Annotated in this window: 21 protein-coding genes; 8 read left to right on the plus strand and 13 right to left on the minus strand. The window is 47.0% G+C overall.

Annotated features, from left to right (window positions below):
• Nucleotides 1-15 precede the first annotated feature (15 nt).
• From ACK8OT_RS13955 to ACK8OT_RS13975, 5 genes are all read left to right on the plus strand, one after another.
• Nucleotides 16-2274, plus strand: coding sequence for a type IV pilus secretin PilQ (locus ACK8OT_RS13955; protein WP_410197137.1), 2259 nt, complete (start codon nt 16-18; stop codon nt 2272-2274).
• A 184-nt stretch (nt 2275-2458) separates the two neighbouring features.
• Nucleotides 2459-2974, plus strand: a complete 516-nt coding sequence (gene aroK, locus ACK8OT_RS13960) for a shikimate kinase AroK (RefSeq protein WP_410197138.1) — start codon at nt 2459-2461, stop codon at nt 2972-2974.
• A gap of 6 nt (nt 2975-2980) precedes the next feature.
• Entirely contained in the window at nt 2981-4054 is a 1074-nt protein-coding gene (gene aroB / locus ACK8OT_RS13965; RefSeq protein ID WP_410197139.1) for a 3-dehydroquinate synthase, read from the plus strand.
• Between the two features lie 6 nt (nt 4055-4060).
• Complete coding sequence (locus ACK8OT_RS13970; protein ID WP_410197140.1) at nt 4061-5674, plus strand: AAA family ATPase; 1614 nt, start codon at nt 4061-4063, stop codon at nt 5672-5674.
• A 5-nt stretch (nt 5675-5679) separates the two neighbouring features.
• The gene (locus tag ACK8OT_RS13975) at nt 5680-6516 is read left to right on the plus strand and encodes a Dam family site-specific DNA-(adenine-N6)-methyltransferase (RefSeq protein ID WP_410197185.1); all 837 of its coding nucleotides are present in this window, start codon (nt 5680-5682) and stop codon (nt 6514-6516) included.
• Here the strand turns inward: ACK8OT_RS13975 and ACK8OT_RS13980 are convergent.
• Nucleotides 6508-6732: a DUF2970 domain-containing protein gene (locus ACK8OT_RS13980; protein ID WP_410197141.1), complete on the minus strand. Its 225-nt coding sequence runs from the start codon at nt 6730-6732 to the stop codon at nt 6508-6510. The two genes, ACK8OT_RS13975 and ACK8OT_RS13980, sit on opposite strands and share 9 nt — an antisense overlap.
• 130 nt (nt 6733-6862) lie before the next feature.
• On the opposite strand from ACK8OT_RS13980, the gene rpe reads away from it, so the two are divergent.
• The 3 genes from rpe to trpS are packed head-to-tail and all read left to right on the plus strand — an operon-like array spanning nt 6863 to nt 9274.
• Nucleotides 6863-7537: a ribulose-phosphate 3-epimerase gene (gene rpe, locus ACK8OT_RS13985; RefSeq protein WP_410197142.1), complete on the plus strand. Its 675-nt coding sequence runs from the start codon at nt 6863-6865 to the stop codon at nt 7535-7537.
• Complete coding sequence (locus tag ACK8OT_RS13990) at nt 7534-8229, plus strand: phosphoglycolate phosphatase (RefSeq protein WP_410197143.1); 696 nt, start codon at nt 7534-7536, stop codon at nt 8227-8229. Before rpe ends, ACK8OT_RS13990 begins: the two co-directional genes overlap by 4 nt.
• A gap of 37 nt (nt 8230-8266) precedes the next feature.
• Nucleotides 8267-9274 (plus strand): tryptophan--tRNA ligase, encoded by a 1008-nt coding sequence (gene trpS / locus ACK8OT_RS13995; RefSeq protein ID WP_410197144.1) that lies wholly within the window; start codon nt 8267-8269, stop codon nt 9272-9274.
• Nucleotides 9275-9336: 62 nt separating this feature from the next.
• Here trpS and ACK8OT_RS14000 read toward each other — a convergent pair whose 3' ends face one another.
• The 12 genes from ACK8OT_RS14000 to ACK8OT_RS14055 all read right to left on the minus strand — a co-directional run bounded on the left by ACK8OT_RS14000 (nt 9337) and on the right by ACK8OT_RS14055 (nt 25902).
• The gene (locus ACK8OT_RS14000; protein ID WP_410197145.1) at nt 9337-10782 is read right to left on the minus strand and encodes a sigma-54-dependent transcriptional regulator; all 1446 of its coding nucleotides are present in this window, start codon (nt 10780-10782) and stop codon (nt 9337-9339) included.
• Between the two features lie 25 nt (nt 10783-10807).
• Nucleotides 10808-12328, minus strand: coding sequence for a SpoIIE family protein phosphatase (locus tag ACK8OT_RS14005; protein ID WP_410197146.1), 1521 nt, complete (start codon nt 12326-12328; stop codon nt 10808-10810).
• Nucleotides 12306-15725 (minus strand): PAS domain S-box protein, encoded by a 3420-nt coding sequence (locus ACK8OT_RS14010; protein WP_410197147.1) that lies wholly within the window; start codon nt 15723-15725, stop codon nt 12306-12308. Before ACK8OT_RS14010 ends, ACK8OT_RS14005 begins: the two co-directional genes overlap by 23 nt.
• A 22-nt stretch (nt 15726-15747) precedes the next feature.
• Nucleotides 15748-16521 (minus strand): P-loop NTPase family protein, encoded by a 774-nt coding sequence (locus ACK8OT_RS14015; protein ID WP_410197148.1) that lies wholly within the window; start codon nt 16519-16521, stop codon nt 15748-15750.
• Nucleotides 16522-16529: 8 nt separating this feature from the next.
• The gene (locus ACK8OT_RS14020) at nt 16530-18638 is read right to left on the minus strand and encodes an SLBB domain-containing protein (protein WP_410197149.1); all 2109 of its coding nucleotides are present in this window, start codon (nt 18636-18638) and stop codon (nt 16530-16532) included.
• 26 nt (nt 18639-18664) lie between these two features.
• Complete coding sequence (locus ACK8OT_RS14025; protein ID WP_410197150.1) at nt 18665-19462, minus strand: OmpA family protein; 798 nt, start codon at nt 19460-19462, stop codon at nt 18665-18667.
• Nucleotides 19463-19544: 82 nt separating this feature from the next.
• Nucleotides 19545-19865, minus strand: coding sequence for an STAS domain-containing protein (locus ACK8OT_RS14030; protein WP_410197151.1), 321 nt, complete (start codon nt 19863-19865; stop codon nt 19545-19547).
• Between the two features lie 230 nt (nt 19866-20095).
• Entirely contained in the window at nt 20096-20779 is a 684-nt protein-coding gene (locus ACK8OT_RS14035) for a sugar transferase (RefSeq protein ID WP_410197152.1), read from the minus strand.
• Nucleotides 20780-20809: 30 nt separating this feature from the next.
• Entirely contained in the window at nt 20810-22084 is a 1275-nt protein-coding gene (locus ACK8OT_RS14040) for a glycosyltransferase family 2 protein (RefSeq protein ID WP_410197153.1), read from the minus strand.
• Between the two features lie 17 nt (nt 22085-22101).
• Complete coding sequence (locus ACK8OT_RS14045) at nt 22102-23184, minus strand: glycosyltransferase (protein WP_410197154.1); 1083 nt, start codon at nt 23182-23184, stop codon at nt 22102-22104.
• Nucleotides 23185-23323: 139 nt separating this feature from the next.
• Nucleotides 23324-24763: a GumC family protein gene (locus tag ACK8OT_RS14050; RefSeq protein WP_410197155.1), complete on the minus strand. Its 1440-nt coding sequence runs from the start codon at nt 24761-24763 to the stop codon at nt 23324-23326.
• Nucleotides 24760-25902 carry a glycosyltransferase gene (locus tag ACK8OT_RS14055; protein ID WP_410197156.1) on the minus strand — a complete coding sequence of 381 codons (1143 nt, stop codon included), beginning with the start codon at nt 25900-25902 and terminating at the stop codon, nt 24760-24762. The genes ACK8OT_RS14050 and ACK8OT_RS14055 overlap by 4 nt, the downstream gene beginning before the upstream one ends.
• Between the last annotated feature and the right edge of the window lie 5 nt (nt 25903-25907).

The following is a 25907-nucleotide window of genomic DNA, read 5'->3' on the forward strand; positions in this document are numbered from 1 at the left end:
GCAGGGAAGTCTTAAATGAGCACCAATAAACTTAAAATTAATATGGCCAAGCTAAGTGCAGCCATTTTAGGGGCGACACTGTTTTCAAGCCTAGGTTATGCCGAGCCACAGTTAAATAAACTGAATGTAAATTCGTTAATTGCTGGCAAGGTTGAACTTGAAATGGAGTTCAGTGAGCCGGTTATACGTTATACCGATAAGCTCCATTACCGACCAAATCAATTAGTGATTGATGTTAAAGATGCATCTTCAGTGTTAAAGCTTAATCCCGTACCAGTTGATAAGGATGGGGTTGAGTTGGTAAAAGCTGAGCGCACGGCTGATGGCTTGAAGGTGATTATCGAATTACGTCAGTTAATGCCTTACCGCTTACAACATGACAATAACAAGTTAACAGTTCGCTTTGGCGATGTAGCCACTGCTTCGCGTAAACCTGCTTCAACTAAAGAGCAAGCCATTGTTGAATCAGTTCAACAAAATCAAACGCCAGCTCCAGTTGAAGCCGCGGTAGCAGCCACAACTGCAACTGCTGTAACGGTAAAACCGACACCTGAGCCCGTAAAAGTAGTTGAGCCTGTGAAGCAGACTAAACCGGCTGCAAAACCAGTTCCAGTGGTTGCTAAGCCCGCAGTTGTCACGTCAACTGCAGGGACACCTAAAGGCTTTGTTAACAGTGTTGAATCTATTGACTTTAAACGCGGTGAAGAAGGCAATGGGCAGTTACTGGTTAAACTAGATAACTCAACTATCGCGGTGGATATTCGTAAGCGTGGTACTAAATTATTGGCAGAATTCCAAAGCACCTACATAGAAGATGATCTTATTTATGTAATGGATGTGTTGGACTTTGCTACGCCAGTCAAAAATGTTGAAACTTTCTCGGCTAATGGCAAAACCCGTTTTGAAATGGAAATTGCGGGTGATTTTGAATATCGTTACGACCAGCTTGATAGCCTTTTCGTTATCGATGTGAAAAAGAAACAGCGCGACGAAAAGAAAACAGTTTACCAAGGCAAGTTAATCTCGTTTAACTTCCAAGATATTTCGGTTCGTACCGTGTTGCAAATTCTGGCGGATACCAATGGTTTCAACCTAGTTACCACGGATTCGGTTGGTGGTAACATTACTTTACGCCTGGATGAGGTGCCTTGGGAGCAAGCCCTAGATATTATTCTTAAAGTGAAAGGCTTAGGTAAACGCATGGAAGGCAATGTACTGATGGTTGCATCAGCTGCAGAGCTAGCCGCGAAAGAAAAAGCACAATTAGAAAGCCAGAAAGAAGTCAGTGAATTAGCCCCACTTTACTCTGAGTTCTTACAAATTAATTATGCTAAAGCCGGCGATATCTCTCGTATGCTTTCAAGCAGTGATGCTAGCTTGTTATCAAGCAGAGGTAGTGTATCAATCGATGAGCGTACCAATACGCTGTTGATTAAAGATACGGCTGATGTGATTGATAGCGTTAAGCGTATGATTGAAATCCTAGACATCCCAGTTAAGCAGGTATTAATTGAATCACGTATGGTGACGGTTCGAGATAATATCGGTGAAGAGCTAGGGGTGCGTTGGGGTATCACTAAAGCTACGACGGATGGTACCACATCAGGTAGTTTAGAAGGCACTAACCCAGCTTCAGGTGTTGACGGTACGCCAACGGTACCAAGTCTAGATGACCGCCTGAACGTTAACTTACCAGTGGCTAATCCTGCAGGCTCTATTGCGTTCCAAGTGGCTAAACTTGCTAACGGTCAGATACTTGACCTAGAGTTGTCAGCGCTAGAGCGTGAAAACAAAGCAGAAATTATTGCTAGCCCGCGTATTACCACGGCTAACCAAAAAACGGCCTATATCGAACAAGGTACAGAAATACCTTATGTTGAATCGGCTTCAAGTGGTGCGACTTCGGTAGCATTTAAGAAAGCAGTTTTAAGCCTAAACGTGACACCGCATATCACTCCCGATAACAAGATTATCCTTGACCTTGTTATCACTCAAGACAGCAAGGGCGAAGTGGTCGCCACCGCAGTCGGTCAGGCTGTTTCGATTGATACGCAAGAGATCGGTACTCAGGTATTGGTTGAAAATGGTGAAACCATCGTACTGGGTGGTATTTATCAGCAACAAATAAGCGACACGGTGCAAAAAGTGCCACTACTTGGTGATATTCCTTGGGCGGGTGCGTTATTTAGAACAACGATCAAATCGCAACGCAAGGATGAGCTCTTGATTTTTGTTACACCAAAAATCATTACTCAAGACGCGTTTTCTGATTAAGCAGGCAAGTTAATCGCGTAATTAAAGAGGCCACATAATAAAATGTGGCCTCATTTTTTTTCAATGGTTGCAAATTCCCCCCGACAATTGAGATAATCACCGCCTTAATCACGGATATACAGGTTATACGGGTCAGTCGAACTGTGCTGACGTTTAAACAGCTTTATTTAGAATACGTAGGACCATGGCAGAGAAACGAAATATTTTTCTGGTCGGCCCAATGGGCGCAGGCAAAAGTACTATTGGCAGACATCTAGCACAGATGTTACATCTTGAATTCGTCGACTCAGACACAGAAATTGAAAAACGTACCGGTGCCGATGTGGCTTGGGTGTTTGATGTGGAAGGGGAAGAAGGCTTTCGTAAACGTGAAGAGGAAGCCATAGACGATCTCTCACAGCGTCAAGGAATTGTGCTGGCAACAGGTGGCGGCGCGGTTAAAAACAAAGATAACCGTAATCGCTTATCTGCACGCGGAATCGTGGTTTACCTTGAAACCACAGTTGATAAGCAATTGGCCCGGACTCAGCGCGATAAGCGTCGACCTTTGTTGCAAACCGATGACCCTCGTGGTGTGCTCGAAAACTTAGCTGAAGAACGCAATGCGCTATATGAAGAAATTGCTGACTACACAGTGAAGACCGATGAGCAAAGCGCCAAGGTGGTTGCTAATCAGATTATCAAATTACTGGACTTTTAATCAGATATGGAAATCCTTAACGTCGATTTAGGTGACCGCAGTTACCCAATCTACATAGGCTCAGGCCTATTAGCGCAGGCAGAATTGTTCGTTCCGGCGATCAAAGCTAAAAAAATCATGGTTGTAACCAACGATGTGGTTGCTCCCTTGTACCTGCAGCACTTAAAGCAGACTTTAGCGGATTACCAAATTGATGAAGTGGTGCTTCCAGATGGTGAACAATACAAGACCTTAGCTTCTTTTGAGCAAATCCTAAATGGCTTACTAGCCAAGCGCCATGCTAGAGATACCTGTGTGGTTGCCTTGGGTGGTGGTGTTGTTGGCGATATGGCTGGCTTTGCAGCAGCTTGTTACCAGCGAGGTGTGGACTTTATTCAGGTGCCGACTACCTTACTATCGCAAGTCGACTCATCCGTTGGCGGGAAAACAGCCGTCAATCACCCACTTGGGAAGAACATGATTGGCGCTTTCTATCAGCCAAACGTTGTGACCATAGATATTGATTGTCTTAAAACCTTACCCGCTCGTGAATTTGCAGCAGGGATGGCGGAAGTGATCAAGTACGGTATTATCTACGACTACGAACTATTTTGTTGGATTGAACAAAATATTACTCAATTGAAGTCACTTGATGCCGATGCATTAACTTATGTGATTAAACGCTGCTGTGCCATCAAAGCAGAAATCGTTAGCCAAGATGAGCAAGAGCGCGGCGCGCGTGCTTTATTGAATCTAGGCCATACTTTTGGCCATGCCATTGAGGCGGAGCAAGGCTACGGTAATTGGTTGCATGGCGAAGCCGTTGCCGCAGGCATGGTGTTAGCCGCGCAAACTGCGCAGGCGTTAGCTATGTTGTCTGGTGAGCAAGTTGAGCGCATCAAAGCGCTAATTGCCGCCTTTGATTTGCCTATCACCGCGCCTGCAGAAATGACGTTTGAAACCTTTATGCATCATATGCAAATTGATAAAAAGGTACTTAACGGCCAACTGCGTTTAATCTTACCTACCGACATTGGTAAATCAGATATCTTTGCAAATGTTTCCGAAGATGTACTGAGAAACGTTATTTCAGGTAGCTAACCAGTCATGCTGGATCAACATATCCAACTGGCTGACATTCCTTCTCAGTTGCAGCTTATCGACAGGCTGCAACATCTTGTTAAATTTAGTTCTAACTTAACTTTTGTTGCAGGGGCTGCTGGCTCCGGAAAAAGTATCATTATTCAGCGTTTGCTGGACCAAGATCTCGAATCTAACCAAAGCTTACTAAGCTGTACTCCGGGGATTAGAGCGGCGAGCGCTCGCGAGCAACTGCTATCGCAACTCGTACCCAATCCGTTATTTAATTCCAGCGATAACTTGGGGGAAAGTTTTTTCCGTTTAATCGATGAAGCTCCCCAAGATATATTATTAGTTATTGATGATGCACATTTTTTGCCACAAGATGTGATCAGCGAATTGTGGTTACTGCTATTAGAAAACCGCTTTCAAGGTTTTAATCATCATATCAATGTGCTGTTATTTGCCGAGCCAACGTGGTGCCAACAGCAAGTTGCCTTGTTAGCAGGGAAAACCGAGCAACCGGCGATCGAGATGGAAATTCCAGCTTTGTCGGAATCAGAAAGCCATCAATTTGTTCGGGGCTTGTTAGCGCGCGCCGATTACCATGCCAAGGTCGAAAATAACGCCGCAATTCACCGACAAATAGAAGCATGTGACGGTTTACCCGCTTGCTTGCAGCAGCTTGTCGATGTGATTGTGAATGAGCCATCAGCAGCGGAGCCCGCATCTAAAGTGAAAAATCACAATCAGCATATCCTTATCGGATTAATGGTCGTCGCGGCGCTGTTGATGTCAGGCGCGTTCTATTACTTCATTGTGCCTCAGCAAGACACAGAGTTGGTTGAAAATAACGATACCTTAGCCATGGCTTTGCTAGACGAGCCCGTACAAACGGTGACAGTGGGTGAAACCTTGCCATCGCCGCAGCCGACTTCAGATCCAGTCACACCCGATGCCTTAGTCAGCAATTGGGAAGATGACACCGAGTTGCCTGAGCAAGCGAGTCAGTCTGATATCGAATTGGTTAAGCTAGATGATGGGCGCAAGCGGGTAACGCTGACCGAGCAAGCTATTGCCGATCTAGGTAGCGCAAGCAGTGACGCCAGCGCTGCCCAAGCTCAACTCAGCCCAGAACAAATGACCGCCGATAATGTCACGGTTAACTCCGTTGCTCAGTTAAATCAGGTTTTAAATCAACCTATTGCAACCGAGCAACAGCCTGATATTGAGTCTGAAAGTGGCGAGCAACCTAGCGCCGATGTAGATACAAGCCCAGAGCCTGCAACGGCTATGACAACTGAGCCTAGCGTTGAGCCAGAGAGTGCGCCAGACGTTGGATTTCAGCTGACCTCGGTTGCCGAGCTCAAACAGATCCCAAGCAGTGCCTTTAGTTTACAGCTTGCTGCGGTGAGCTCGTTACCTGTACTAAAAGCGTTTGTTAAAGAGCACGGTATCGAACAAAGTGCGACCTATTTTAAAATCAGCCGTAAAGGTAAAACGGCTTATTTGGTGATTTACGGCCAGTACAAATCACGCCGTGAAGCAATGAACGCCATCAATACCTTACCCACCCATTTACGCACATTAAAACCTTGGGCTAAGGGCTATAAACAAATCCAGCAAGAAGCGATTGACTGACCATAATAATGAAAAAAAATCGGGCTTTTTTAAAATGGGCTGGCGGTAAGTTTGGCTTAATTGAAGATATTACACGCCATCTGCCCCAGATGTCTGCTTCGCAACGCTTGATTGAGCCATTTGTCGGCGCAGGCTCGGTGTTTCTCAATACCGACTATCAAGAATACTTACTTAATGACATCAATCCTGATTTGATCCACTTGTATCAAATTCTGCAGCAGCAGCCAGCGGATTACATTAAAGAAGCGGAAAAGTTTTTTGCCGCTAAATATAACGATGCCGAGCAATACTACGACTTACGCAGCCAATTTAATCTTTGCCAAGACAAGTTTGAACGTGCGCTCTTGTTTCTGTATTTTAATCGACATGGTTATAACGGGCTTTGTCGTTATAACAAAAAGGGTGGTTTTAATGTGCCGTTTGGTCGCTACAAAAAACCTTATTTCCCTGAAGCTGAATTATGGTTTTTTGCCGAAAAAGCTCAGCGAGCGCAATTTGTCTGTGAATCTTACGCAGACACCTTTAACCGTGCTAAAGCCGGTGATGTGATTTATTGCGATCCGCCTTATGCACCATTAAGTACCAGCGCCAGCTTTACATCTTATGCGGCCAATGGCTTTTCTCTGGATGATCAGGCCATACTTGGGCGGTTAAGTCGCCAAGCGGCGGCCAAGAATATCCCCGTGTTAGTGAGTAATCACGATATTCCGTTAACGCGAGAGCTGTATCATGGTGCACAATTAAACGTGGTGCAGGTGAAGCGTACTATCAGCAGTAAAGGCAGCAAGCGTAACAAGGTTGCCGAGCTATTAGCCTCCTTTACCCCAGCTCCATCAGCTTAGAGCCCACTGCACGACAAGCAGCACTACTCCTAGAAATAAGGCAATGGCGATAAATCCCGCCACCACAAAACGCCAGGGCGAGGTGGCTTTAAAATCCCGCTCTCGGTTCTGTTGTGATTGAATACCAAATAAAGCCGCTAACGCACTGGTGAAATTCGTTTTAAATGAAGTTGACTGGGGCTTATCGGTTTCGTGTTTAGAATCGCTAGGTTTCATTTATTACACCTTAGTTTTGTCCCTGACTGGGCTCATTGGGTTAGCTTTCTGGCTGGCCAAATAATCCGCACTAGCCTGAAGCGGACGGCTTAGGTAAAATGCACCGCGAGCCCTACCAGAGAATAATAAAATGAAAGATTTTTTGATTGCCCCTTCGATTTTATCTGCCAACTTCGCGCGTTTAGGTGAAGAAGTTGACAATGTATTAGCCGCCGGTGCCGATGTTGTCCACTTTGACGTGATGGACAACCATTACGTCCCTAATTTAACCATAGGACCTATGGTGTGCCAAGCGTTGCGCGATCATGGTGTCACCGCGCCAATCGACGTACACCTTATGGTTAAGCCTGTTGACCGTATTATCCCAGACTTTGCTAAAGCGGGCGCGTCAATTATCACTTTTCATCCCGAAGCGTCTGAGCATATCGATCGCAGCATTCAATTGATTAAAGATCACGGTTGTCAGGCGGGTTTAGTGTTAAACCCAGCAACGTCATTGCATTATCTCGATTATGTGATGGATAAACTGGATGTGATCTTATTGATGTCGGTTAACCCAGGTTTCGGTGGTCAGTCTTTCATTCCTGCAACGCTGGATAAATTACGCCAAGTGCGCGCTAAAATTGATGCCAGTGGTTACGATATTCGCCTTGAAGTGGACGGCGGTGTTAGTGCCAAAAATATTGGCGAAATCGCTGCAGCGGGTGCCGATATGTTTGTTGCTGGCTCGGCTATTTTTAACCAGCCAGATTATAAAGCCGTGATTGATGAAATGCGCGCTGAGCTGGCGAAGGTGAAGGCATGATCAACTACGAGCAAATCAACACAGTGCTGTTTGACCTAGACGGCACCTTACTTGATAGTGCCCCAGATTTGGCTCAAGCGGTTAACCAAACCTTAATTGCCATGGGCAAAACGCCATTTCCCGAAGAGCAAGTGCGAGGTTGGGTTGGCAATGGCGCGAATGTGTTACTGAAGCGTGCCTTATCCGGCTCAACAGAAATGACGGGTGACATTTGTGCGGATGAGTTACAACAAGCTCATTTATTGTTTAAGCAGCACTATGCTGCGTGTTTAAGCGATAAATCTAAGCTGTATCCCGATGTTCGCATGACCCTGATTAGCCTGAAACAAGTTGGCTACAAGCTGGCGATTGTGACCAACAAGCCTGGTCAATACATGGCGCCTATTTTGTCGGCTTATGGCTTAACGGGATTGTTTGATCTAGTGGTTGCTGGCGATTGTTTACCGGTGCGCAAGCCTGATCCTGCGCCTTTATTGCATGCTTGTGAGGTGCTAGGTAGCAAGATTGAACAAACCTTGATGGTGGGCGATTCAAAAAATGATATCCTCGCCGCTAAAGCCGCCAACATGGCAGTGGCTGGCTTAACTTACGGTTATAACTACGGTGAAGATATTCGCTTATCTGAGCCGGATTTAGTGTTAGAAAACATTTCAGAATTGTTGCATTCATTATCTTGTAATGTCAGTGCGTAATAGCAATAAGCAAAAGTAGAAAATAAAGGAAAGATTTATGGCAAAACCAGTTGTATTAAGCGGCATTCAGCCTACCGGTGGCATGACAATAGGCAACTATATAGGTGCAATAAACCAGTGGCTGAATTTGCAGCAGGACCATGAATGTTTCTATATGTTGGCAGATTTGCATGCGATCACCGTGCGCCAAGAGCCGCAAGCGCTGCGCGATCGCGTGCTTGATGGTATCGCGCTCTACACGGCATGTGGCATCGATCCTGAGAAATCGGCGCTGTTTGTGCAGTCTCAAGTACCTGAGCACGCGCAGCTTGCTTGGGTGCTGAATTGTTACACCCAAATGGGTGAGTTAAACCGCATGACGCAGTTTAAAGACAAATCAGCGAAGCACGCTAACAACATCAATGTGGGCTTATTCAGTTACCCTTCATTGCAAGCGGCCGATATCTTGATTTATCAAGCCGACAAGGTGCCAGTGGGTGAAGACCAAAAGCAGCATTTAGAACTGACGCGTGATATCGCGACTCGTTTTAACAACTTGTACGGTGAGGTATTTAAGGTACCGGATCCATTTATTCCGCAAGTGGGTGCGCGCGTGATGAGCTTACAAGAGCCAACCAAGAAGATGTCTAAGTCCGATGAAAATCCGGGCGCTTACATCATGCTGCTGGACGAGCCAAAGCAGATCGAGAAAAAGCTTAAACGTGCCGTTACCGATTCAGACGAGCAAGCGCGCATTTACTTTGATGTTGCAGAAAAGCCGGGCGTGTCTAACCTACTAACTCTACTTTCGGTGGCAACAGGTCGCAGCATTGCTGATCTCGTGCCTGAATACGAAGATAAAATGTATGGTCATCTGAAAAAAGACACGGCTGCTGCAATGGTCGCGATGATCGAGCCTATTCAACAGCGCTTCCATCAAATCCGTGAAGATCAAACCGAGTTAGAGCGGATCATGAAGCTAGGTGCAGAGAAAGCATCCGAGCGCACTGAAAAAACCTTAAAAGCGGTTTACGATGCGGTAGGCTTTATTCCTCGTCCACGTTAATTGTGGGTTGAAGCATAAAGATAACTAGCCGAGGCCTTTGTCCTCGGCTTTTTTATGGCCTGTTATGACTGCTCTTGATCCCAGACCATTTTTTTACGGTAAATGGTGGACGGGCTCACCGCTAACAAAGCCGCTGCCTTGGGAATATTGCCATCGCAAAGGTTAATGGCATGCTCTATGGTGTCTCTCTCTACCTCGGCTAACGGGCGTACTGGCATGTCTAACAGCGTGCCTGTTTCAAGTGTGGCGGCGTTAACTTGGTCATTGCTATGGTTGTGGGCGTCCTGCCTCGCCGGTTCGGTTTTATGTATCGCCACTGAGGCTGAAGGAGAGGACGCCTGATTAAGTGGCGGCGGCAAGTGTTCTAAAGCAACCGAATCACCATCATTCAGTACCACCACATTGCGAATAATATTTTGCAGCTGGCGAATATTGCCGGGCCAAGGGTAATCCAATAACCGTTCAATCACGGGCTGAGATAATTCAGTAAATCCTTTGCCTTCTTCCTGACTGAATTGCTCTAAAAAAGCCTCGGCAATACGAATAATATCGTCACCGCGCTCCCTTAAAGGCGGCAGGGCAATTGGGACCACATGTAGGCGGTAATAGAGATCTTCACGAAAACGCCCCGCAGCCACTTCGGCTAAAGGATCTTTGTTGGTGGCGCAGATAAAGCGGACATCGACTTGTTCAGGCTTGCTACCGCCGACTTTTTGCACCACCCCCGTTTGCACAAAACGCAGTAACTTGGTTTGTAAATCTAAGTCCATCTCACCAATCTCATCAAGAAACAAGGTGCCGCCGTTAGCCAAGCTGGCGGCGCCTTGGCGCTCGCTTGATGCGCCGGTAAAGGAGCCTTTAACATGGCCAAACACTTCACTCTCCATTAGATCACGGGGTATCGCGCCGCAATTTAATGCAATAAAGGGTTTGTTTTTTCGTGGGCTTTGCTTGTGAATTGCCTCGGCGCAAACTTCTTTACCTGTGCCGCTTTCGCCGGTAATAAATACCGTGGCTTTACTTGGGGCTGCCGCATCAATAATGCGATAAACCGCCTGCATTTCAAGGCTAGAGCCAATAAATCCATGATAGTTAGCGCGTGCCGTACTTTGGATTTCAGCAACGATATGATTGAGCCGATGTTGCTGTAAGGTGTTCATCACCGTCGTGCGAAGGCGAGCGGCATCAAACGGTTTTTCAAGAAAATCTTGTGCGCCCAAACGCATTACATCGACAGCGACATCCACCGAGCTATGGGCCGTCATCACCACCACACTACAAGGGTATTCGTTGTCGCGGATCCAAGTTAACACTTCTTGGCCAGACATATCGGGCAGCTTTAGATCCAATAGCACCAATGCAGGTAACAAATCCTTGATCGCTTGCTTAGCCCTTTCGCCACTATCAACATGGGTTAAGAAAATAGCTTCATTGCTAAGATAATGCTTATAGGTTGCAGCCAGTGATAGGGTATCTTCAACCAGTAACACTTTGGGCATGGCATGCATGGCTAGCTCCTAAAATAAAAATGTCTTAATTGTCATTGAGTTCAATTAATAATAGCAAGGTATCATCACAGTCTAGTGTGGCGTATTGCTCAAAAACGGACATTAAGTGGCGGGCAGCCTGTTTTATTGGCAGCGCAAGGGTGTGGGGCAGTTGTTCAAGTAGCGTCTGCTCTAACTGCTGGCGTTGTGATGGCGTTTTTGCGGATTCGAATAAGCCATCGGTAAAAAGCAATAGGCGCTGACCCTTATCAAGGCGGCAGGGTATGGCTTGATATTCAGTATCTGCCATTAAACCCGCCAGCATGCCGCTACCGCTGAGTTGTTTGACGCCTTGTTGGCTGATTAATAGTGGTGCCGGATGACCTGCGCAGGCATAACTAAAATGGCCCTTGGGCTTGAGCTCTAGCGCTAGCAGGGTCAGCAGCTTTTGTTGTAGTAACTGATCTTCATATGCCGCTTGTGAGACGACCTTTAACATTATCGACAGTGAGTTAACCGATTGCGTTTTCAAGAGCCCACGTAAATATCCTGCCCAAGCATGGGCAAAAAATTTAGCATCAATATCATGGCCTTCCACGTCACAAAGCAGCAGTCTTATCTGATCATCAATCAGGTAAGTTTGCAGCAAGTCGCCGCCCCCTTTGCCGGTATTGCGCGAGATAAGGGCAAAGCGCCAGTCTTGGCTGTCAGCGGGCGTTGAAGCTGGTAAGCTGTTACTAATTCGTTGGTTGAGCACCGCGCTAAAGTCATGTCTGAGTTGGTGATAGCGCATCAATACTCTATCTATGGTTTGCAGCAGAGTGTGTTTATCGATAGGTTTGACTAGGTAATCATCAATGGCGAGTAAGCTAGCTCGGCTTTTCACTGCATCGGCAGAATCAGCGCTAATGAAAATAAAGGGTGTTAGGCTAGTGTTTTGTAAACTAAGGGTTTTTTCCCTTAACGTGAGGCCATCCATGGTTGGCATATGAATGTCGGACAGCACTAACAAGTAGTTGTTATTCTGTAGCATTTGCCAAGCTTGTTGGCCATCATTGGCGCAATCTACCGTATATTCATTACTTAAATATGCCGACAATAGGGCGCGGATCGTGTTGTCGTCTTCAACCAGTAATAGCTTATCGGCTTGTGGTAGGGGAGGGTTCGGCCAGCGCATCACGACGCCAGCTTGGGGAGTAAGTTGAAATTGCCAATCAGGACAGAGAGTTTGCAGTAGCCCTAATCCTCGTCCATGGGTTTGCTCGCAGATACTGACATCCAAGGTGAATGCTTGTGTGCTGTCTGGCTGCCAAGCTTGGCCGTCGTGGTAAAGGGATAATTGCAAGATGTCGCTATCACAAATAAGTTGGCAGTGAATAAAGCGCGGGCGGGGATTGGCGTGGAGGATGATATTGCTCGTTAGCTCGGCAAAGCAAAGTAAAATGTTATTTTGGCAAGTTGTGCTAATGGTTAGGGTCGCAAGTACGCGCGCCAGCAAACGCCGAACTAAGCTTAATTCTTCAAGGTCGGCTGGTCTTTGGATATCAATCAGCTGTTTTTTCATCATCAGTTTCCATGGCCGCTAAGGCCAGTTGCAGATCTTTTAATGAAGCAACAAAGACTTGCTGCAACTGCTCAATATAAGGGGCTAATTCTGCCCCTTGTTGCTGGTGGCTATGGTCTTCGATGGCCTTCGCCAATTGTTGTAATCTTTCCAATCCAAAGCTGCCGGCGCTGCTTTTTAAGCTATGCGCTTCTATTTCAAGTAAGCGCCAGTTTTGTTGCTCAAAATGAGCGTGAATGTCGTTAATTCGTTGTTCACTTTCTTGATTGAAAATCGCCAAAATATCATCGAGCACGTTAGATGGTATGTCTTTCTTTAGCTGTTTTAATGTGGCTTGATTAAGCCAAGCTGCTGCGCTTGCTTCATCTTCTGACACGGCTACTTCAGCTGGTTCTGTCACGGCAGCTTGGGCAGGTAGGGCTGGTTGTTCATCTTGCGCGTTAACACTGGCTGCCAAGGTAAGCCATTCCAGTACCGTGCTGCGAAAGATGTCTTTATCTAAAGGCTTGCTGAGAAAGTCATTCATGCCGACTTGATAGCAGCGGTTTTTATCTTCGGCAAAGGCGTTGGCTGTCATTGCGATGATGGGGGTTTGTTGGTTCAAGCCTGCGCCATTACGGATCATTTCGGTCGCCGTGAGACCATCCATCACAGGCATGGCGAGATCCATTAGGATCAAATCAAACTTTTGCTGCTTGCATTGCAATACGGCTTCTTTGCCATTCTCAGCGACACTGATGATGGGGTTTATTTTTTTGAGTAGCGCCTTAGCGACAGCTTGGTTCGTCGGGCTGTCCTCAACCAAGAGGATGTGTTGGGGGCTGGCGCTAGTTGTGACGCACGAGCTGGCTTCAATTTGCTGCGCGGCCAGATGATGTTTGGTTACACTGCCGCTGCTGATGACTTGTACTAGGCTATTGAGTTTGATTGGCAAAGCTAGGCTGCCTTGATAACCTTCGGGGCGCTGCGTATGGAACAAGGTTTGCTTATCAAGTGGCAGTAGGTTAATAAATTCTAACTTGGCGCTGGGCTCTAGGTGTAAAGACTGGCGTCGTAGCCCAGATAAGTCGTTATCAATAAACACGATACTCGGCTGGTCAGGGCTTGGCTCTTGAGTGCGAATATCCAACAGAGGCAGGGCAAACCAAGCTAGCTGTTTGGCCAAGCAGTCAATCAGCACCTGATTATCAATAGCATGATAAAAGTGCAATTGATGAGGATTGTTTCGCTGGTTAATAGGCACCACGCGCTCTGCCTCATTATTCGTTTGTAAAGGCAACCAAACCGTAAACACCGAGCCTTGGCCTAAGGTGCTTTCGACCTCAATGGTTCCGCTCATTAACTCAATGATACGCTGGCTGATGGCTAGGCCTAAGCCACTGCCGCCAAAGCGACGGTTCGAGCTGCTTTCCGCTTGCACAAATTCACTGAAGATATTGTGCTGGTCTGATTCGCTGATGCCGATGCCGGTATCTTGCACCTGAATATCAATTCCTTGTTGGCGCTGAATGCTAATGGTGACAGCGACCCCACCTTGTTCGGTAAATTTTATCGCGTTGCTGATCAGATTAATCAGCACCTGACTTAGCCTTAGCGGATCGCCGAAATAGCTTTGCTTTAGATCGGGGTCGATGGCTAAACACAAGGCGATGTCTTTTTGCTGTGCTTGAGGGGCTAACAGGGTAACCACGGCTTCGGCGGTTTGTTGCAAGCTGAACCAGTCTTGTTGCAGTACCAAGTGGTCAGATTCAATTTTGCTGAAGTCGAGGATGTTGTTAATTAAGGCCATCAGGGTGTGCCCCCCTTGGCTGGCTAGTTGCACTAATTCTTGTTGTTCAGCATTGAGCTCCGATTCTAGTAACATATCTGTCATCGCTATGATGGCATTTAATGGTGAGCGGATTTCGTGGCTCATGGTTGCTAAAAATCGGCTTTTGGCTTCACTGGCTTGCTCTGCTTGTTGGCGAGCTTGTTTGAGTCTGGCTTCGTTCTTTTTCTGCGCGCTTATATCAATAAAATGGGCGATGTAATGGCTCACGTTTAAGTCTGCGTCTTTTACCGCGGTGATAGTGAGGTGCTCGGGATAAATTTCGCCATTGTTGCGTTGATTGTAAATCTCGCCATGCCATTGCCCGTTTTGCAACAGGGCTCGCCACATTTCATGATAGAAGGCAGCATCATGTTTGCCTGAGGATAATAGCCGCGCATTTTGTCCGATGGCTTCTTCGGCAGAGAAACCCGTAACCATAGAAAAAGCTCGGTTGCTACGCAAGATAGTGCCTTGCGCATCGGTGATGAACATAGGCTCGATCGAATCAAAGGCATGGGCTGCTAGTTTTAACTCTTGCTCAGCCTCAAGACGCTCCGAAATGTCGCGAATAAAGGCGGTGAATAATGCCTCTCCGCCATAACGAATAGGCGAAATGGCAATTTCAATCGGAATGGTATGGCCGGCTTTATGTAAGGCGACCAACTCGAGACGACGACCAAATACCGGCCCTTCACCCGAGGCCATGTAGTGCTTCATGCCTTTATTGTGGGCCTCGCGAAACTCAGGTGGAATAATTCGATCGGTTAACGATTGGCCTAACATTTCTTCTCGGGTCCAACCAAACATTTCTTGTGCTTTTAAATTATATTCAATGATCTTATTTTGATGGTCGATGGTAATAATGCCATCAAGGGAAGCGGAAAGAATGGCTTTATTTAGAGCGGTGTTTTTATTGGCTATGGTGGCAATTTTTTGCTGCTGTTGATTTGAACTTTGTAAACTTTGTTGGTTGCTGGCGAGTTCCTGCGACATCCGGTTGAAAGCTTGGGTCACTTCGCTGAGTTCGTGATTAATCAGCTCGGGTAGCTGGTGGCCAGGCCCCATACTTTGAATCAAAATCGCACCTTGTTTTAAGTCTTCCAATTGGCGACTAATGGCACTGGAAAGCAAAAATGCAATCAAGCCACTCACTAACCAAATCAACAAGGCAATCCCTAGGCTTGTTGATAAAGCCGGTGGCGGCGCTATTTGCGCAGCATCAAGCACTAATGCAAGCTCATCAATCTGACTGTTACGGCTTGGCCAAGGCAGGGTTAAGGTATAAGGCGTTACGGGATGGTTCAGGGTTGTATTTGCTTCAAACAACGTCTGGCTATTGGCATCAAGTAGTCGAATTTGCAATAAAGGGGCATGTTTAATCTGGTGTTGTAACGCTTGTTTTAAGCTTGAATCATCGATGTTTGTTTGTTGTAGCTGTGCAATCAGTTGTTTGGCCAGCCACTTTCCTTGTTGTTGAACTTGTTGCTCATGTTGCTGGAACATTTGGTAATGCATATAACCTAGGCTGGTCAGCAAGATCAGCAAAGTGAGTAGCAGTGTGGCAAGGGTATTTTTGATCCTAAAGCTCATGATGCTGACCTTAGTTGATAAGTTAAATTTCGGTATTCAGTAAACGGGTTTGCTTGACCCGTTGACATAGCCATAACGCCAACTTAGGTAGCTTAGCTTGCAAGCGCCTTATCTCTCGGCATATTTCATCGGCTAAGCGAGGATTGTATTGATCGTTAATCACACTGCCGACTAAGTTCGCGTTAGCCTCATCCAAGCGGGCTAGTGCTGATTGGATCATGCTCTCGCTTGTTTGTCCTGCTTGGGCGACCAGCACACACCCTTGAGCCGCCGATGCCACCAGCTCGGCAGGAATATTTTGTTGATTGCGTTGATTAAGGGCACTGGTGTCAAGTATCACGTGATCGAACTCTTCGAGCCAACTTGCGATTTGTTGTTTCAGAAAGTGCGGCTCACGACATTTTTGTAGCCATTCTCTGCGCTGACTAATGCAAATGCCGGTAAATACACTTTGGCTATTATTTATACTCACCAATTCGGCTTGATTATCATTTGCGGCCAAGCCCGCGTTGACTTGCTGACCACCTTGGCTGGGCAATAAGCGCGCTAAACTGGGATGATGCAAGTTAAGATCGACCACTAAGGTGGCTTTTCCTGCTAGCAAAGTGCGCTCGGCTAAGGCTCTAATTAAGGTTGTAACCCCTTCTTTTGGCGTACATCCTACTACGGCTAAGGAGCGCAGCCCCTGCCCGAAGGTTTGATTGTAGATTTGCTCTAATTCTTGATATTGATGCAGCTTCGCGCTGGTATCTTGCTGGTTACAGAACTCCTGAGCCAATGGGGTTAACAGGGTCATAGCGCCTCCTAAAATAAGCCGATTAATGCCGCAATCGACACCAGTTGGAAAATATCCGTTAAACCTTCACGGGCCTTGTATAAATTACTGTCCTCTTTACTTGGCACATAGACGGTGTCACCAACGCGCACCAAGGGCAGCGCATCAAAGTCAGCGGTTTGGCTAAACTCCAGCAAGTCAAAGGTGGTTGCCTTATCTTTACAGCAAGATAGATTCACTATGGTGACTTTCTCTAAATAGGCTTTATCCGTCGGACCACCAGCCTCGGCCAATAAATCGAGAATAGTCATGGTGTCATCAAAACGATAGCGACCGGGTTTATTCACTGCGCCTAACACCCGTACCGTGGTTTCTTTAGATTGGCTTAACCACAGCCTATCTTTTTCTGGCACATAAATGGTATCGCCGGTTTGCACCTTAGGCAGCAAGTGCTCATCGCCGGTTTCAAAATACAGCGCGAGGTTTAGCTTACTAACTCGGGCGTGCCCCCCATTGCGATGGCTGACGCGGATATTATGAATATCGGCCTGATCTGTAGGTCCGTCGGCGGCTGATAAGATATCTAGAAAATGCATGTCATCATTAAATCGATAACGGCCTGGGGCGCCGACTTGACCGAAAATGTAGATGGATTTTTCCGATGACTGGCGCACCCATTGAGACTTATTGTCACTGGGATCTTGGGGTAAATCATGAACACGTATGATGGTACCCGCCACAATTGCTGGTAAGGGGGTCCCCTTGCCAGCGCTTTTGATATAGCTGTCTAGGTTGAATTTTATGTTATTGGTGTTATTCCCCTGCGGAATCAGCACATCAATGTTACTGGTGTCAGCTCGTGACGTCGGGCCGCCGGCATGGGCTAATAGATCCAGCAATGACATTTCATTGGACCACTCATAACGCCCAGGTCGAACGACTTCGCCGATAACGTTAACTGCGCGATCGGGGGCTACCTTTAACCAAGACTTTTCGTTCATGTCGGTTTTTTCCGGCACAAAAATAGCGTCTCCTGATTGCACACTTGGAATGCGGCTGAGTTGGCCTTCGGTGTAGGCCGTCATATCAAATGGCACTATGCTGCCATCACCTTTAATAATGCGAATTTGGCGGCTTTCGGCAAACCGAGTTGGGCCGCCCGCATTGGCGAGGATGTCGATAAAAGTAGCCCCTTCTTTGCCTTCATAGGCGCCGGGCTTAAATACTTCTCCCATCACATAGACGGTATTGGCGCCCGATTTAATTTCTTCTTCTTGCTTGGGCACGAAAATCGTTGTCCCTTCAGCGATTTGGGGTAGGTGACTGCTATCGCCCGTGTCTAGGTAGCGCTTTAAATTGAAGGTTTTGGGCTCGTTATCTATGATCACGCGAATTTGCTCAACGCCAGCATAACGGGTTACGCCTCCCGCCTGCATGATCAAGTCCACCAAACTGTTGCCCGGTTTATAAGAGAAACTGCCTGGGCTGTTAACCTCACCAAACACCTTAATTGCGCTGCGGGTTTCAGACGCATCTCCCGATAAGGCCATTTTGGCCGGATCAAATTCAACCTCTATGTTTCCCGTCATGGGCGATGCGGGTACAAATAAGGTATCGAGCGGCTCAAGGCTAGGTAATGTGCTGCTATCGCCAGAATCCAGATAGGCTTTGTAGTTAAAGGTTTGGGTTTGATTGCCGCGACGTAATTGTAATTTGTTTAATTGCGCACCGGCGCGCAAACCACCAGCTTTGGCAAGCGCCATTTGGACACTGGCGTCAGCCGGTAAAATCACTAACCCCGGGTTTTCGACATAGCCATAAACCTTTAATAGTAAGCGCTTTTCAAGGATGTAAACTTCTAAACTATCGAGGTCGCGATAAACCCGCTTTAACGCTTCTTTGACCTGTTTTTTTAACGCCACTTCATCTAATTGGGCGACATCTACGCTGCCCGCTTCTGGGAGTATAATTCGACCCCGCTCATCTATCGCGTATTCACCGGTCAAGCTATCCTCACCGGGTAAATTCACGTAAATAAGATCGCCTACTTGGGTCAAATGTTGCGATGGCGCCGCTAATGTTGACCAGCATATGGCACAGGTTATTACTATCACTAGACTTCGAATCCATCCCCACATGGTGGCCTCCTCGCGCTTGGTATAGGTCATTGCGGTTGTTCTTGGTGCGCGTTTTCTATCAAGGTAATGCTAACGCGGCGATTAACTAGTTGATTTTCAGATCCTTCTTGCTCGAAAAGCGGAGCGCTTTCACCCATGGCGGCGACGTCGAAGCGGGTGGGATCTAGGCCTAATATTGCCAAGTAACGCGAAACTTGCTCGGCTCTAGCCTGTGAGAGAGCCATGTTAGCTTGCTCGCTACCGCTGCTATCGGCGTGACCGTAAATCATTAGCCGGTAATGCTCTTGTTGTTTCAAAAGGGCTACCGCTTCAGCAAGTCGGCCGATGTATTTAGGGTTAAGCTCACTCGAGTTTAAAGCGAACTGATTATCGGCATTTAACAACTGCTCTATGGTCATGCCCACTTGAGTGGCTGTTTGATGTGCGCGCTGGCTAATGACACAGTCAGATTCGGCTAACGCTTGGTTTAACTGACGCTCTAGCTGGGCCGTTTGTTGGCGCTGAATTAATAAGGTGTTGGCGGCATCTTGACTCATGCCTGCTTTGAGCTCGCGGGCGATGCGATTTTCCCTTTGTTGCAGCTGGGATACCGTAGCGGGGTAGCATAGCTGGGCGCCTTGATTGACTAAGGTATCCAATAATTGGCGCTGTAATTCAAAATCAAAGCGCAAGCCGTGATCGGCTGTTAGCGGTTGCTCTGCTTCCACTGGGATCAGTTCTGATAGATTATGCTCAGCCATCCCCCCTTGACCCGGCTCAGCCCATTGACTGCAGCCGGAAAGCAAGTTGATGCAAGCAAATAAGCTCAGCAGCTTGTATTTCATGGTTGCTCCTTTTTCATTGCTTAACCTATGACTAACCTATAACTAAGCTGTAACGCGCCAATAAGGTGCTCATTTTTGCCTTTTACACGTTTGCCCAAGTAACGGGCATCGCTTGATGAATTCTCAACAATTCAAGAAGTTGTCTAGGTTGTCCTTGTGCTCCGATTAATTCTAGTTGACGTTTTTCTTTATGCAGGCGTTTAAACAAAAATACGATGGCACCAATGCCTGAAGAGTCGATGAAGCTCACATGTGAGAGATCCAAAATGATACGACTCGCTTGATTTTGGCTGGCAACCTCTTCTAATTGTTGACGAATTTGATTGACATTAAGTGCATCAAAATCGCCACTCAAGTACGTGACCAGCTCATCTTGTTTGGGTGTGTTAGTGTAAATATCCATGTTATGTCCCCTTATTGAACTTTTTCTTGAACACTAGAGGTACTGCATAACTGATGCCATTTTGTAATGTATTGATTTTAAATGTTTTTATTTTTATTCAAAGGCTTTTTGATGGGTTTTTTTGCAAGCTGCAAAGCGCTTTGCTACTGCGGTTTGGGTGGTTTCGCGTGCTGATGTGTAAGTGGGGGGCAGCTGCGTCCTTGCCGCTGCCATTGAAGTAATGACGACTGTTACTGGCCGCGACCGGTGATCATTACCACCAAGGTCTTGAGTAAAATTGCCGTGTCGGCTTTTAGCCAACGCCAAGGGGAAGATAAACTTAAGGCGTAACAGTGATCAAATGCGACTTTGCTTTTCACGTCTTCTATGCAAGTGTCATAGCCTTGATTAACCTGAGCAAGGCCCGTGATACCGGGTGTTACTTCATAAGTACGCTCGGCAAAGTAGGGGATCGCTTGTTCTAACTTTGCATAGAAACCTGGCCGTTCAGGGCGAGGTCCAACCAATGACATATCGCCCCGGAGCACGTTAATCAGTTGTGGCAGTTCATCTAAGCGGGTTTTACGTAAAAACTTGCCCATGCGGGTGATTCTAGGATCGGCCTTTTGTGCCCAAACCGCTCCGCTGTAGCGTTCGGCATCGGCAACCATAGTGCGAAATTTCAGCATGTTAAAAATACAGGTTTGCTGTGCTTTCGCTTGGCCGATCCGAGGCTGGCTAAAAAACACCGGTCCATTTGAATCGAGCTTGATAGCAAGCGCAATGAACGGAAATAAAGGCAGTAAGACAGTCAACGCGGTGGTTGCGATGAGCAAATCAAATCCACGCTTACAGCGACGTGTGAATGGGCTGATGTAACTGGAATCAGCGGTCGCTGAGCTTAAGGTGACGGGTTTAAGATGTGCTGTGTTCATAGTGAGCCTCTTTGTTATCTATCTAGGAAATTATTTTTCAACTTTTTGCCACTTGTGTGGCTGTAAACCGCATAAGTAACGAGTGCTGCCGATGAGGTTGGCGCAATGACCTAACACGAGATAATTAATGGTGCGTACTAGTTTGGGGCAACGCGGATCCAGTATTGGAGCAAGCAGCGCTAGAGCATACAGACTCAGTTGGATTAACAATAAACTGGTAAATACCCAGGATTGAGGGCTTAGCCAAGCGCTAAGCAGCAGGCTGGCCAGCATTAAAAATGGCATTAACACGCGCAGTGCTTTGCCGGATATAAACGTAAAGGCGACCCCTATGCCTGCTTTGCCCAACAGAATTGAATGTAGGCGCATGAGTTGTTGAGTATTACCAGCAGCAATACGCTTGCGTCTTTGGCTGTCCATATGTTGGCTTGCTTGCTCTAACTCCACCGCATTCATCTCAGGCTCATAAAGGCAGCGGTAACCTTGAGCGACGATTTGCATGGGTAAAATAAAATCATCATTAATGGTGTCGCTGGCTAATGGGGAGAATAAATCGCGTCTAAACAAATACAGGGCGCCGTGAGCGCCTAAGGTGGCGCCAAAAGCCGCTTCTTGGCGCTTAATATTACTTTGATAGCGCCAATAGGTTGCTTCCCCTTCGCTGCCGGGCTGCAGCATTTGATAATGACTGCAAATCACTCCGATGGGCTTTTGCTTGCTGACGCCGGGGTGTGAATGATGTGCGATGTGGTGAGCCGCTAATGTTAAGGCATCTAATGAGATCAAGGCTGAGGCATCGGTTAACGCGACCCATTGCTCAGACAAGGGGCCTTGTTGCTCAGTGATCAGTTGCATTAATTGATTAATTAAGGCCACCTTGCCCTGATTGTGTTGGTTAATCACTAATTGGCAATTTAAGTGACTATTTTCAGGCATCGAAAGGGCGAGCTGCGCCCGCTGAACAGAGTCATCGGTGCAACCATCAAATCCTATGATGATGCGCAGCTTGGCGTGCGGGTAATCTAAGGTGCCAAGATTATAAATTTTGCTTTCTATGTATTTCGCTTCATTAAATACTGGCATCAAAATGGTGATTTCTGGCCAAGTCGCAATTGCCACAGGGGCTACCTTGGTTTTCTCTTGACAGCCTGCGACCCATTTTAGAACCAAGGGATAAGCCAAATGATGGTAAATCACTAGGCCAATACAAATCAGCGTTATCCATGCCAATGGGCCAAGGTTGATGTCGGCCTCGATGGCTTGGAGCCAATCTGTCCTTTGAAGGCTTAATTGGTTGGACTGCATGATTATTTTCCTTCTGATCAAGAGGTTTGTGTCAATGCTTGATAGGCCGCTACGGTGCGACGAATATCTGCAAATTGGGTGACAAAGCGTCTTGGAATACTGGCTGGCGTGTCGTTTAACATGGTCTCAAGCAAGGCACCAGCAAGCGCTTGAGGGTTGGCACGTTGTACGATACGACCGCTAATGGGGCAAAGCGCTTCGCGAGATGCCCCTGTAGCGGTGACCACGGCTGGCACACCGCAAGCTTGTGCCTCAAGTGGAGCCAGTGGCATACCTTCATTAAGTGACGGTAGACAAAACACGTCTAAGCTTTGATAAAAGCTCACCATGTCATCAACCCGACCTAAGAAAGTAACCTGCTGAGATAGCCCCAGTTTAGTCACTAATTCATTGAGGGAAACAAACTCAGAGCCGTGTCCGGCAATTACTAAATGTGTTTGTTTTGGCAACAAGGGGAGCGCCTGAATTAAGTACTTGTGGCCTTTCTCTGGCACCAAGCGGCCGCTGCAACCTATGATGCATTTGGTGTAGGGTAAGTTAAACTTCGCGCGAGCCAACACTGGGTTACCTGGCTTAAAGCGTTGGCTATCTATGCCGTTTAAAATAACTTGCGGTGGTGGGCATTTTAAATAGCTAGCGAAATCCAAAGCGACGCGTTTGGCGTCGGCAATGACCTTAGGTTGCAACAGCTTACAAAGGTGTTTTTGTAAGCGACGGTTTTTGACTTCTCTTAGATACCAAGCGTCGTGCTCGGTATGGATCAAGTGTGACACGCCAGCAAGGCGAGCCGCTGCCCCAGCATATAGTAGTGGGCCGATATGATGACTGTGAACGGTATTGATATTGAGCTCGCGGAACAATTGAGCCAACTGCCAAATTAAACCAATTCGCAAACCTGGCTTTTTGTTCATAAAGATCAGCCGATTGGCGACGGGTTGCAATCTCGGCCAAGCGCTTAGGGCTTCATGGTGCACACCTTCGAGGCTGAGGATATAACGCTTACCTGTGCTGGTGTTCAGCTTGTCTAACTCAAGCGCTAAGGTTTCAATCCCACCGGGCTTTAAATGTTGCACCACTTGAATAGAATTTAAAATTGCCATGGTTGCTGTCCTCTACTTATGATAACAATAGAAGTACATTTTTTGTGCCAATATTAAGTTGTTGTTATTAAAAGGTTAGTAGTTGTTGCTTAGGCTGTCACAGCAAGCTGCATTGCGTTTTGCTAAACAAGAATTTGGCTTATTGCAATGGTGGGATCCTCGCCAGCACAGGCTTACCAGTGAGTGAAATGAGTTGCTCTTGGCGGCGAATGGTCGCGTCGGACACTTCGATTAAGGTGGCTAAGCCAATACCTAGGGCAAGTCCCGCTATCAAGCCAAGAATGACATAGACAATCAAAGGAAGGTTACTTGGGTTACTTGGGGTGTAAGGTAAATCAATAATTTTTATTCTTTTCTCTTGCTCATAGTTGCCCAAAGATCCTGTCACTCTGGCCATTTCGTACCGCTGAGCAAGCTCATGATATAACTCTCGCTTTACATCAATTTCACGAATTAATTGCGACAAGCTGCGCTCTTGTTCACCATAGCGAGCCACTTGTTGTTGCAACGGCTCTATCAATCTAATCAGGCTGGCCGTTTCTTCTTCTAAGCGAGTTACTTGGCTGCGGGCGGTTTGAAGATTTTGCATCTGCGATATCAATAGGGGTTGGCTGTTGTGGTTGCTTTGGTCAGTCGTGACCGTGCTAGCGATATCCCATAGCTGGCTTGTATTCATGCCGGAATCGTTATTGGTCAGGGCCTTTTGGCGCTCGGCTTCAAGGCGATTGATTTTTCTCATGGTACCTAACACTTGGCTGTGATTGTCGGTGTATCTGGCCCTTAATACCGCTAGCTCAGATTGTAGGGTTACAATTTGTTCTTCTAAGCGTCCCACCACAGGATTGGTTTTGGATAATTGGGCATCAAGGCTGCCTAAGCTTTTACGAGCGCCGGCTAACTCGGCCTCTTTTTCGGCTAAGGTTTGTTGTAATTGCGATAGCCGAGCCACGCTACTGACATGTAATTCGGGCAGCTGTGCGGCGTTGATATTTTTATATTCGGCGAGGGCTTGTTCGGCTTGAGCTAGATCTGCCTTGCGCTCAATCAGCAAATCGGCAAGAAACTTGGTGGAGTCTCGCATCGACGAACGTTCGGGGGCGAGTAGCTGCTCGATAAAATGTTCGCTGACCACGGTTAAGGTTTCTTTCATTCCGGCTGGCTGGTTGCTTTTAAAATCAATTCGGATCAGATCTTTTCCGGCCATACTCATGTTCAGCGCGCTGGATAACTTAGCTATTGCAATATCGTGTTCACTGGCGGAGCTGCGTTCGTTGATTAAGCCTCGCTCTCGAGCGACCTCGCTCAGAATATGGCGACTGTGCAATAAGGTTTGCAGTGCAGCCATACGCTCTTTGAGCATGGCGGAAACGGCAAAGTCTTCGAGAAATGGGTTCATTTTCGAGGTTTCTTGGATCAACATACTGGTATGAGCTTGGTATTGTTTAGGCGTCATCACCCCTATGATGGCCCCTAAGATGGGCATCAGTAGGATCGGGATCACTATGATGTAACGTTGCCGCCATCCGCCCGCTAAGATGCAATACAATCGATAGCTTAAACTCTTTCCTTGCGCTCTCATAAACACTCCAACCAAGTGGCCAGTTGCGCAACCCGATGTCGCCAGCTTTGCTGTTGCACTTGTTGCAAACCAAACTGGCTTGCTTGTTGAATTCTAGGCTGGTTTTGCTCAATTGCGCGTAAATGTTGAATAAAGTTGTCGCTGGTTTGAGCGACATTTACACTCTGTTGATACGGGTCTAGTGCCGGAAAATAGGTGCTGACTACTGGGCTGCCTGCTGCAAGGTATTCTCTTAGTTTCAAAGGGTTGCATGCGCGAATTTGATCGTTGTCGACAAACGGCAATAAGCTGGCCTGCCAGTGTTGGCTGTAGCGAGCCAGTTGTTCATGAGGTTTCGCCGCAAGGTGAATAAAATTGGGTAGCGCGAGTAACTTGGCAATATTGGTTTCTATATTGCCAATAAATACAAATTGCCAGTGAGGCAGCGCCTGCATTACTTCCACCAGTAAGGATTGATTGAGCCAGTTGGATAAGCTGCCGTAGAAGCCTGCGATCAAGTGACTGGCAGGCAAATCATCCGCTGGGGCGGTTGCTGTTTGAAACAATTCCAAGTCAACCCCGTGGGGTAATACCCGAATATTGCGTTGCTGCGGGGCTCTTGATTGGAGTAAATCCGCTAAGGAGTCACTGGCTGCAATGACTAAATCAGCTTGCTGTAACAGGGCTTGCTCTCGTGCTAATACCGTTAGATGGTCAACACCGGCCAAGGCGCCAAAATCATCCCCCGCGTAATACACTAAACCTTGATGAGGTAAACGCTGGATACTGTCGATGGCGGTGGGTAATGCCGTGTAAATGATATCACTGCTATATGGCCTTAATTGTTTGGCTAGCATTTGGCTTGCCAAGGCTCTTGCCCATCCTCGTTGCGGTGCAGGCCAAGCCTTGGGGTGCAGTACCTTTAATGGCGAAGACTGGTTTAAGGCAACCGATGGCGCAATGGGCTGGGCGCGGCGTGAAACCAACTTGTTCATCACCCGCTTAATATCGCGAGGGCTAATGCGAGGTTGACGCAGGCCAATCGAATTAACCCAATTAACGGGCGTGTGGTATTGCTCTATCAACCCTTTAATTAAATGTTGACTGCTACTGGGATGACCGCCCCAATCTTCACCAAAAACCAATAAAGACTTTGTCATGGTTG

It is taken from the genome of Motilimonas thetidivivens (assembly GCF_046452435.1).
GTDB lineage: Bacteria > Pseudomonadota > Gammaproteobacteria > Enterobacterales > CBDFNC01 > Motilimonas.

Excerpts from the sequence above, each read along its gene's own strand:
- ACK8OT_RS13955 (WP_410197137.1), top strand. The coding sequence starts at position 16 with ATGAGCACCAATAAACTTAAAATTAATATGGCCAAGCTAAGTGCAGCC.
- aroK (WP_410197138.1), top strand. The coding sequence starts at position 2,459 with ATGGCAGAGAAACGAAATATTTTTCTGGTCGGCCCAATGGGCGCAGGC.
- aroB (WP_410197139.1), top strand. The coding sequence starts at position 2,981 with ATGGAAATCCTTAACGTCGATTTAGGTGACCGCAGTTACCCAATCTAC.
- ACK8OT_RS13970 (WP_410197140.1), top strand. The coding sequence starts at position 4,061 with ATGCTGGATCAACATATCCAACTGGCTGACATTCCTTCTCAGTTGCAG.
- ACK8OT_RS13980 (WP_410197141.1), bottom strand. The coding sequence starts at position 6,732 with ATGAAACCTAGCGATTCTAAACACGAAACCGATAAGCCCCAGTCAACT.
- rpe (WP_410197142.1), top strand. The coding sequence starts at position 6,863 with ATGAAAGATTTTTTGATTGCCCCTTCGATTTTATCTGCCAACTTCGCG.
- ACK8OT_RS13990 (WP_410197143.1), top strand. The coding sequence starts at position 7,534 with ATGATCAACTACGAGCAAATCAACACAGTGCTGTTTGACCTAGACGGC.
- trpS (WP_410197144.1), top strand. The coding sequence starts at position 8,267 with ATGGCAAAACCAGTTGTATTAAGCGGCATTCAGCCTACCGGTGGCATG.
- ACK8OT_RS14000 (WP_410197145.1), bottom strand. The coding sequence starts at position 10,782 with ATGCATGCCATGCCCAAAGTGTTACTGGTTGAAGATACCCTATCACTG.
- ACK8OT_RS14005 (WP_410197146.1), bottom strand. The coding sequence starts at position 12,328 with ATGATGAAAAAACAGCTGATTGATATCCAAAGACCAGCCGACCTTGAA.
- ACK8OT_RS14010 (WP_410197147.1), bottom strand. The coding sequence starts at position 15,725 with ATGAGCTTTAGGATCAAAAATACCCTTGCCACACTGCTACTCACTTTG.
- ACK8OT_RS14015 (WP_410197148.1), bottom strand. The coding sequence starts at position 16,521 with ATGACCCTGTTAACCCCATTGGCTCAGGAGTTCTGTAACCAGCAAGAT.
- ACK8OT_RS14020 (WP_410197149.1), bottom strand. The coding sequence starts at position 18,638 with ATGTGGGGATGGATTCGAAGTCTAGTGATAGTAATAACCTGTGCCATA.
- ACK8OT_RS14025 (WP_410197150.1), bottom strand. The coding sequence starts at position 19,462 with ATGAAATACAAGCTGCTGAGCTTATTTGCTTGCATCAACTTGCTTTCC.
- ACK8OT_RS14030 (WP_410197151.1), bottom strand. The coding sequence starts at position 19,865 with ATGGATATTTACACTAACACACCCAAACAAGATGAGCTGGTCACGTAC.
- ACK8OT_RS14035 (WP_410197152.1), bottom strand. The coding sequence starts at position 20,779 with ATGAACACAGCACATCTTAAACCCGTCACCTTAAGCTCAGCGACCGCT.
- ACK8OT_RS14040 (WP_410197153.1), bottom strand. The coding sequence starts at position 22,084 with ATGCAGTCCAACCAATTAAGCCTTCAAAGGACAGATTGGCTCCAAGCC.
- ACK8OT_RS14045 (WP_410197154.1), bottom strand. The coding sequence starts at position 23,184 with ATGGCAATTTTAAATTCTATTCAAGTGGTGCAACATTTAAAGCCCGGT.
- ACK8OT_RS14050 (WP_410197155.1), bottom strand. The coding sequence starts at position 24,763 with ATGAGAGCGCAAGGAAAGAGTTTAAGCTATCGATTGTATTGCATCTTA.
- ACK8OT_RS14055 (WP_410197156.1), bottom strand. The coding sequence starts at position 25,902 with ATGACAAAGTCTTTATTGGTTTTTGGTGAAGATTGGGGCGGTCATCCC.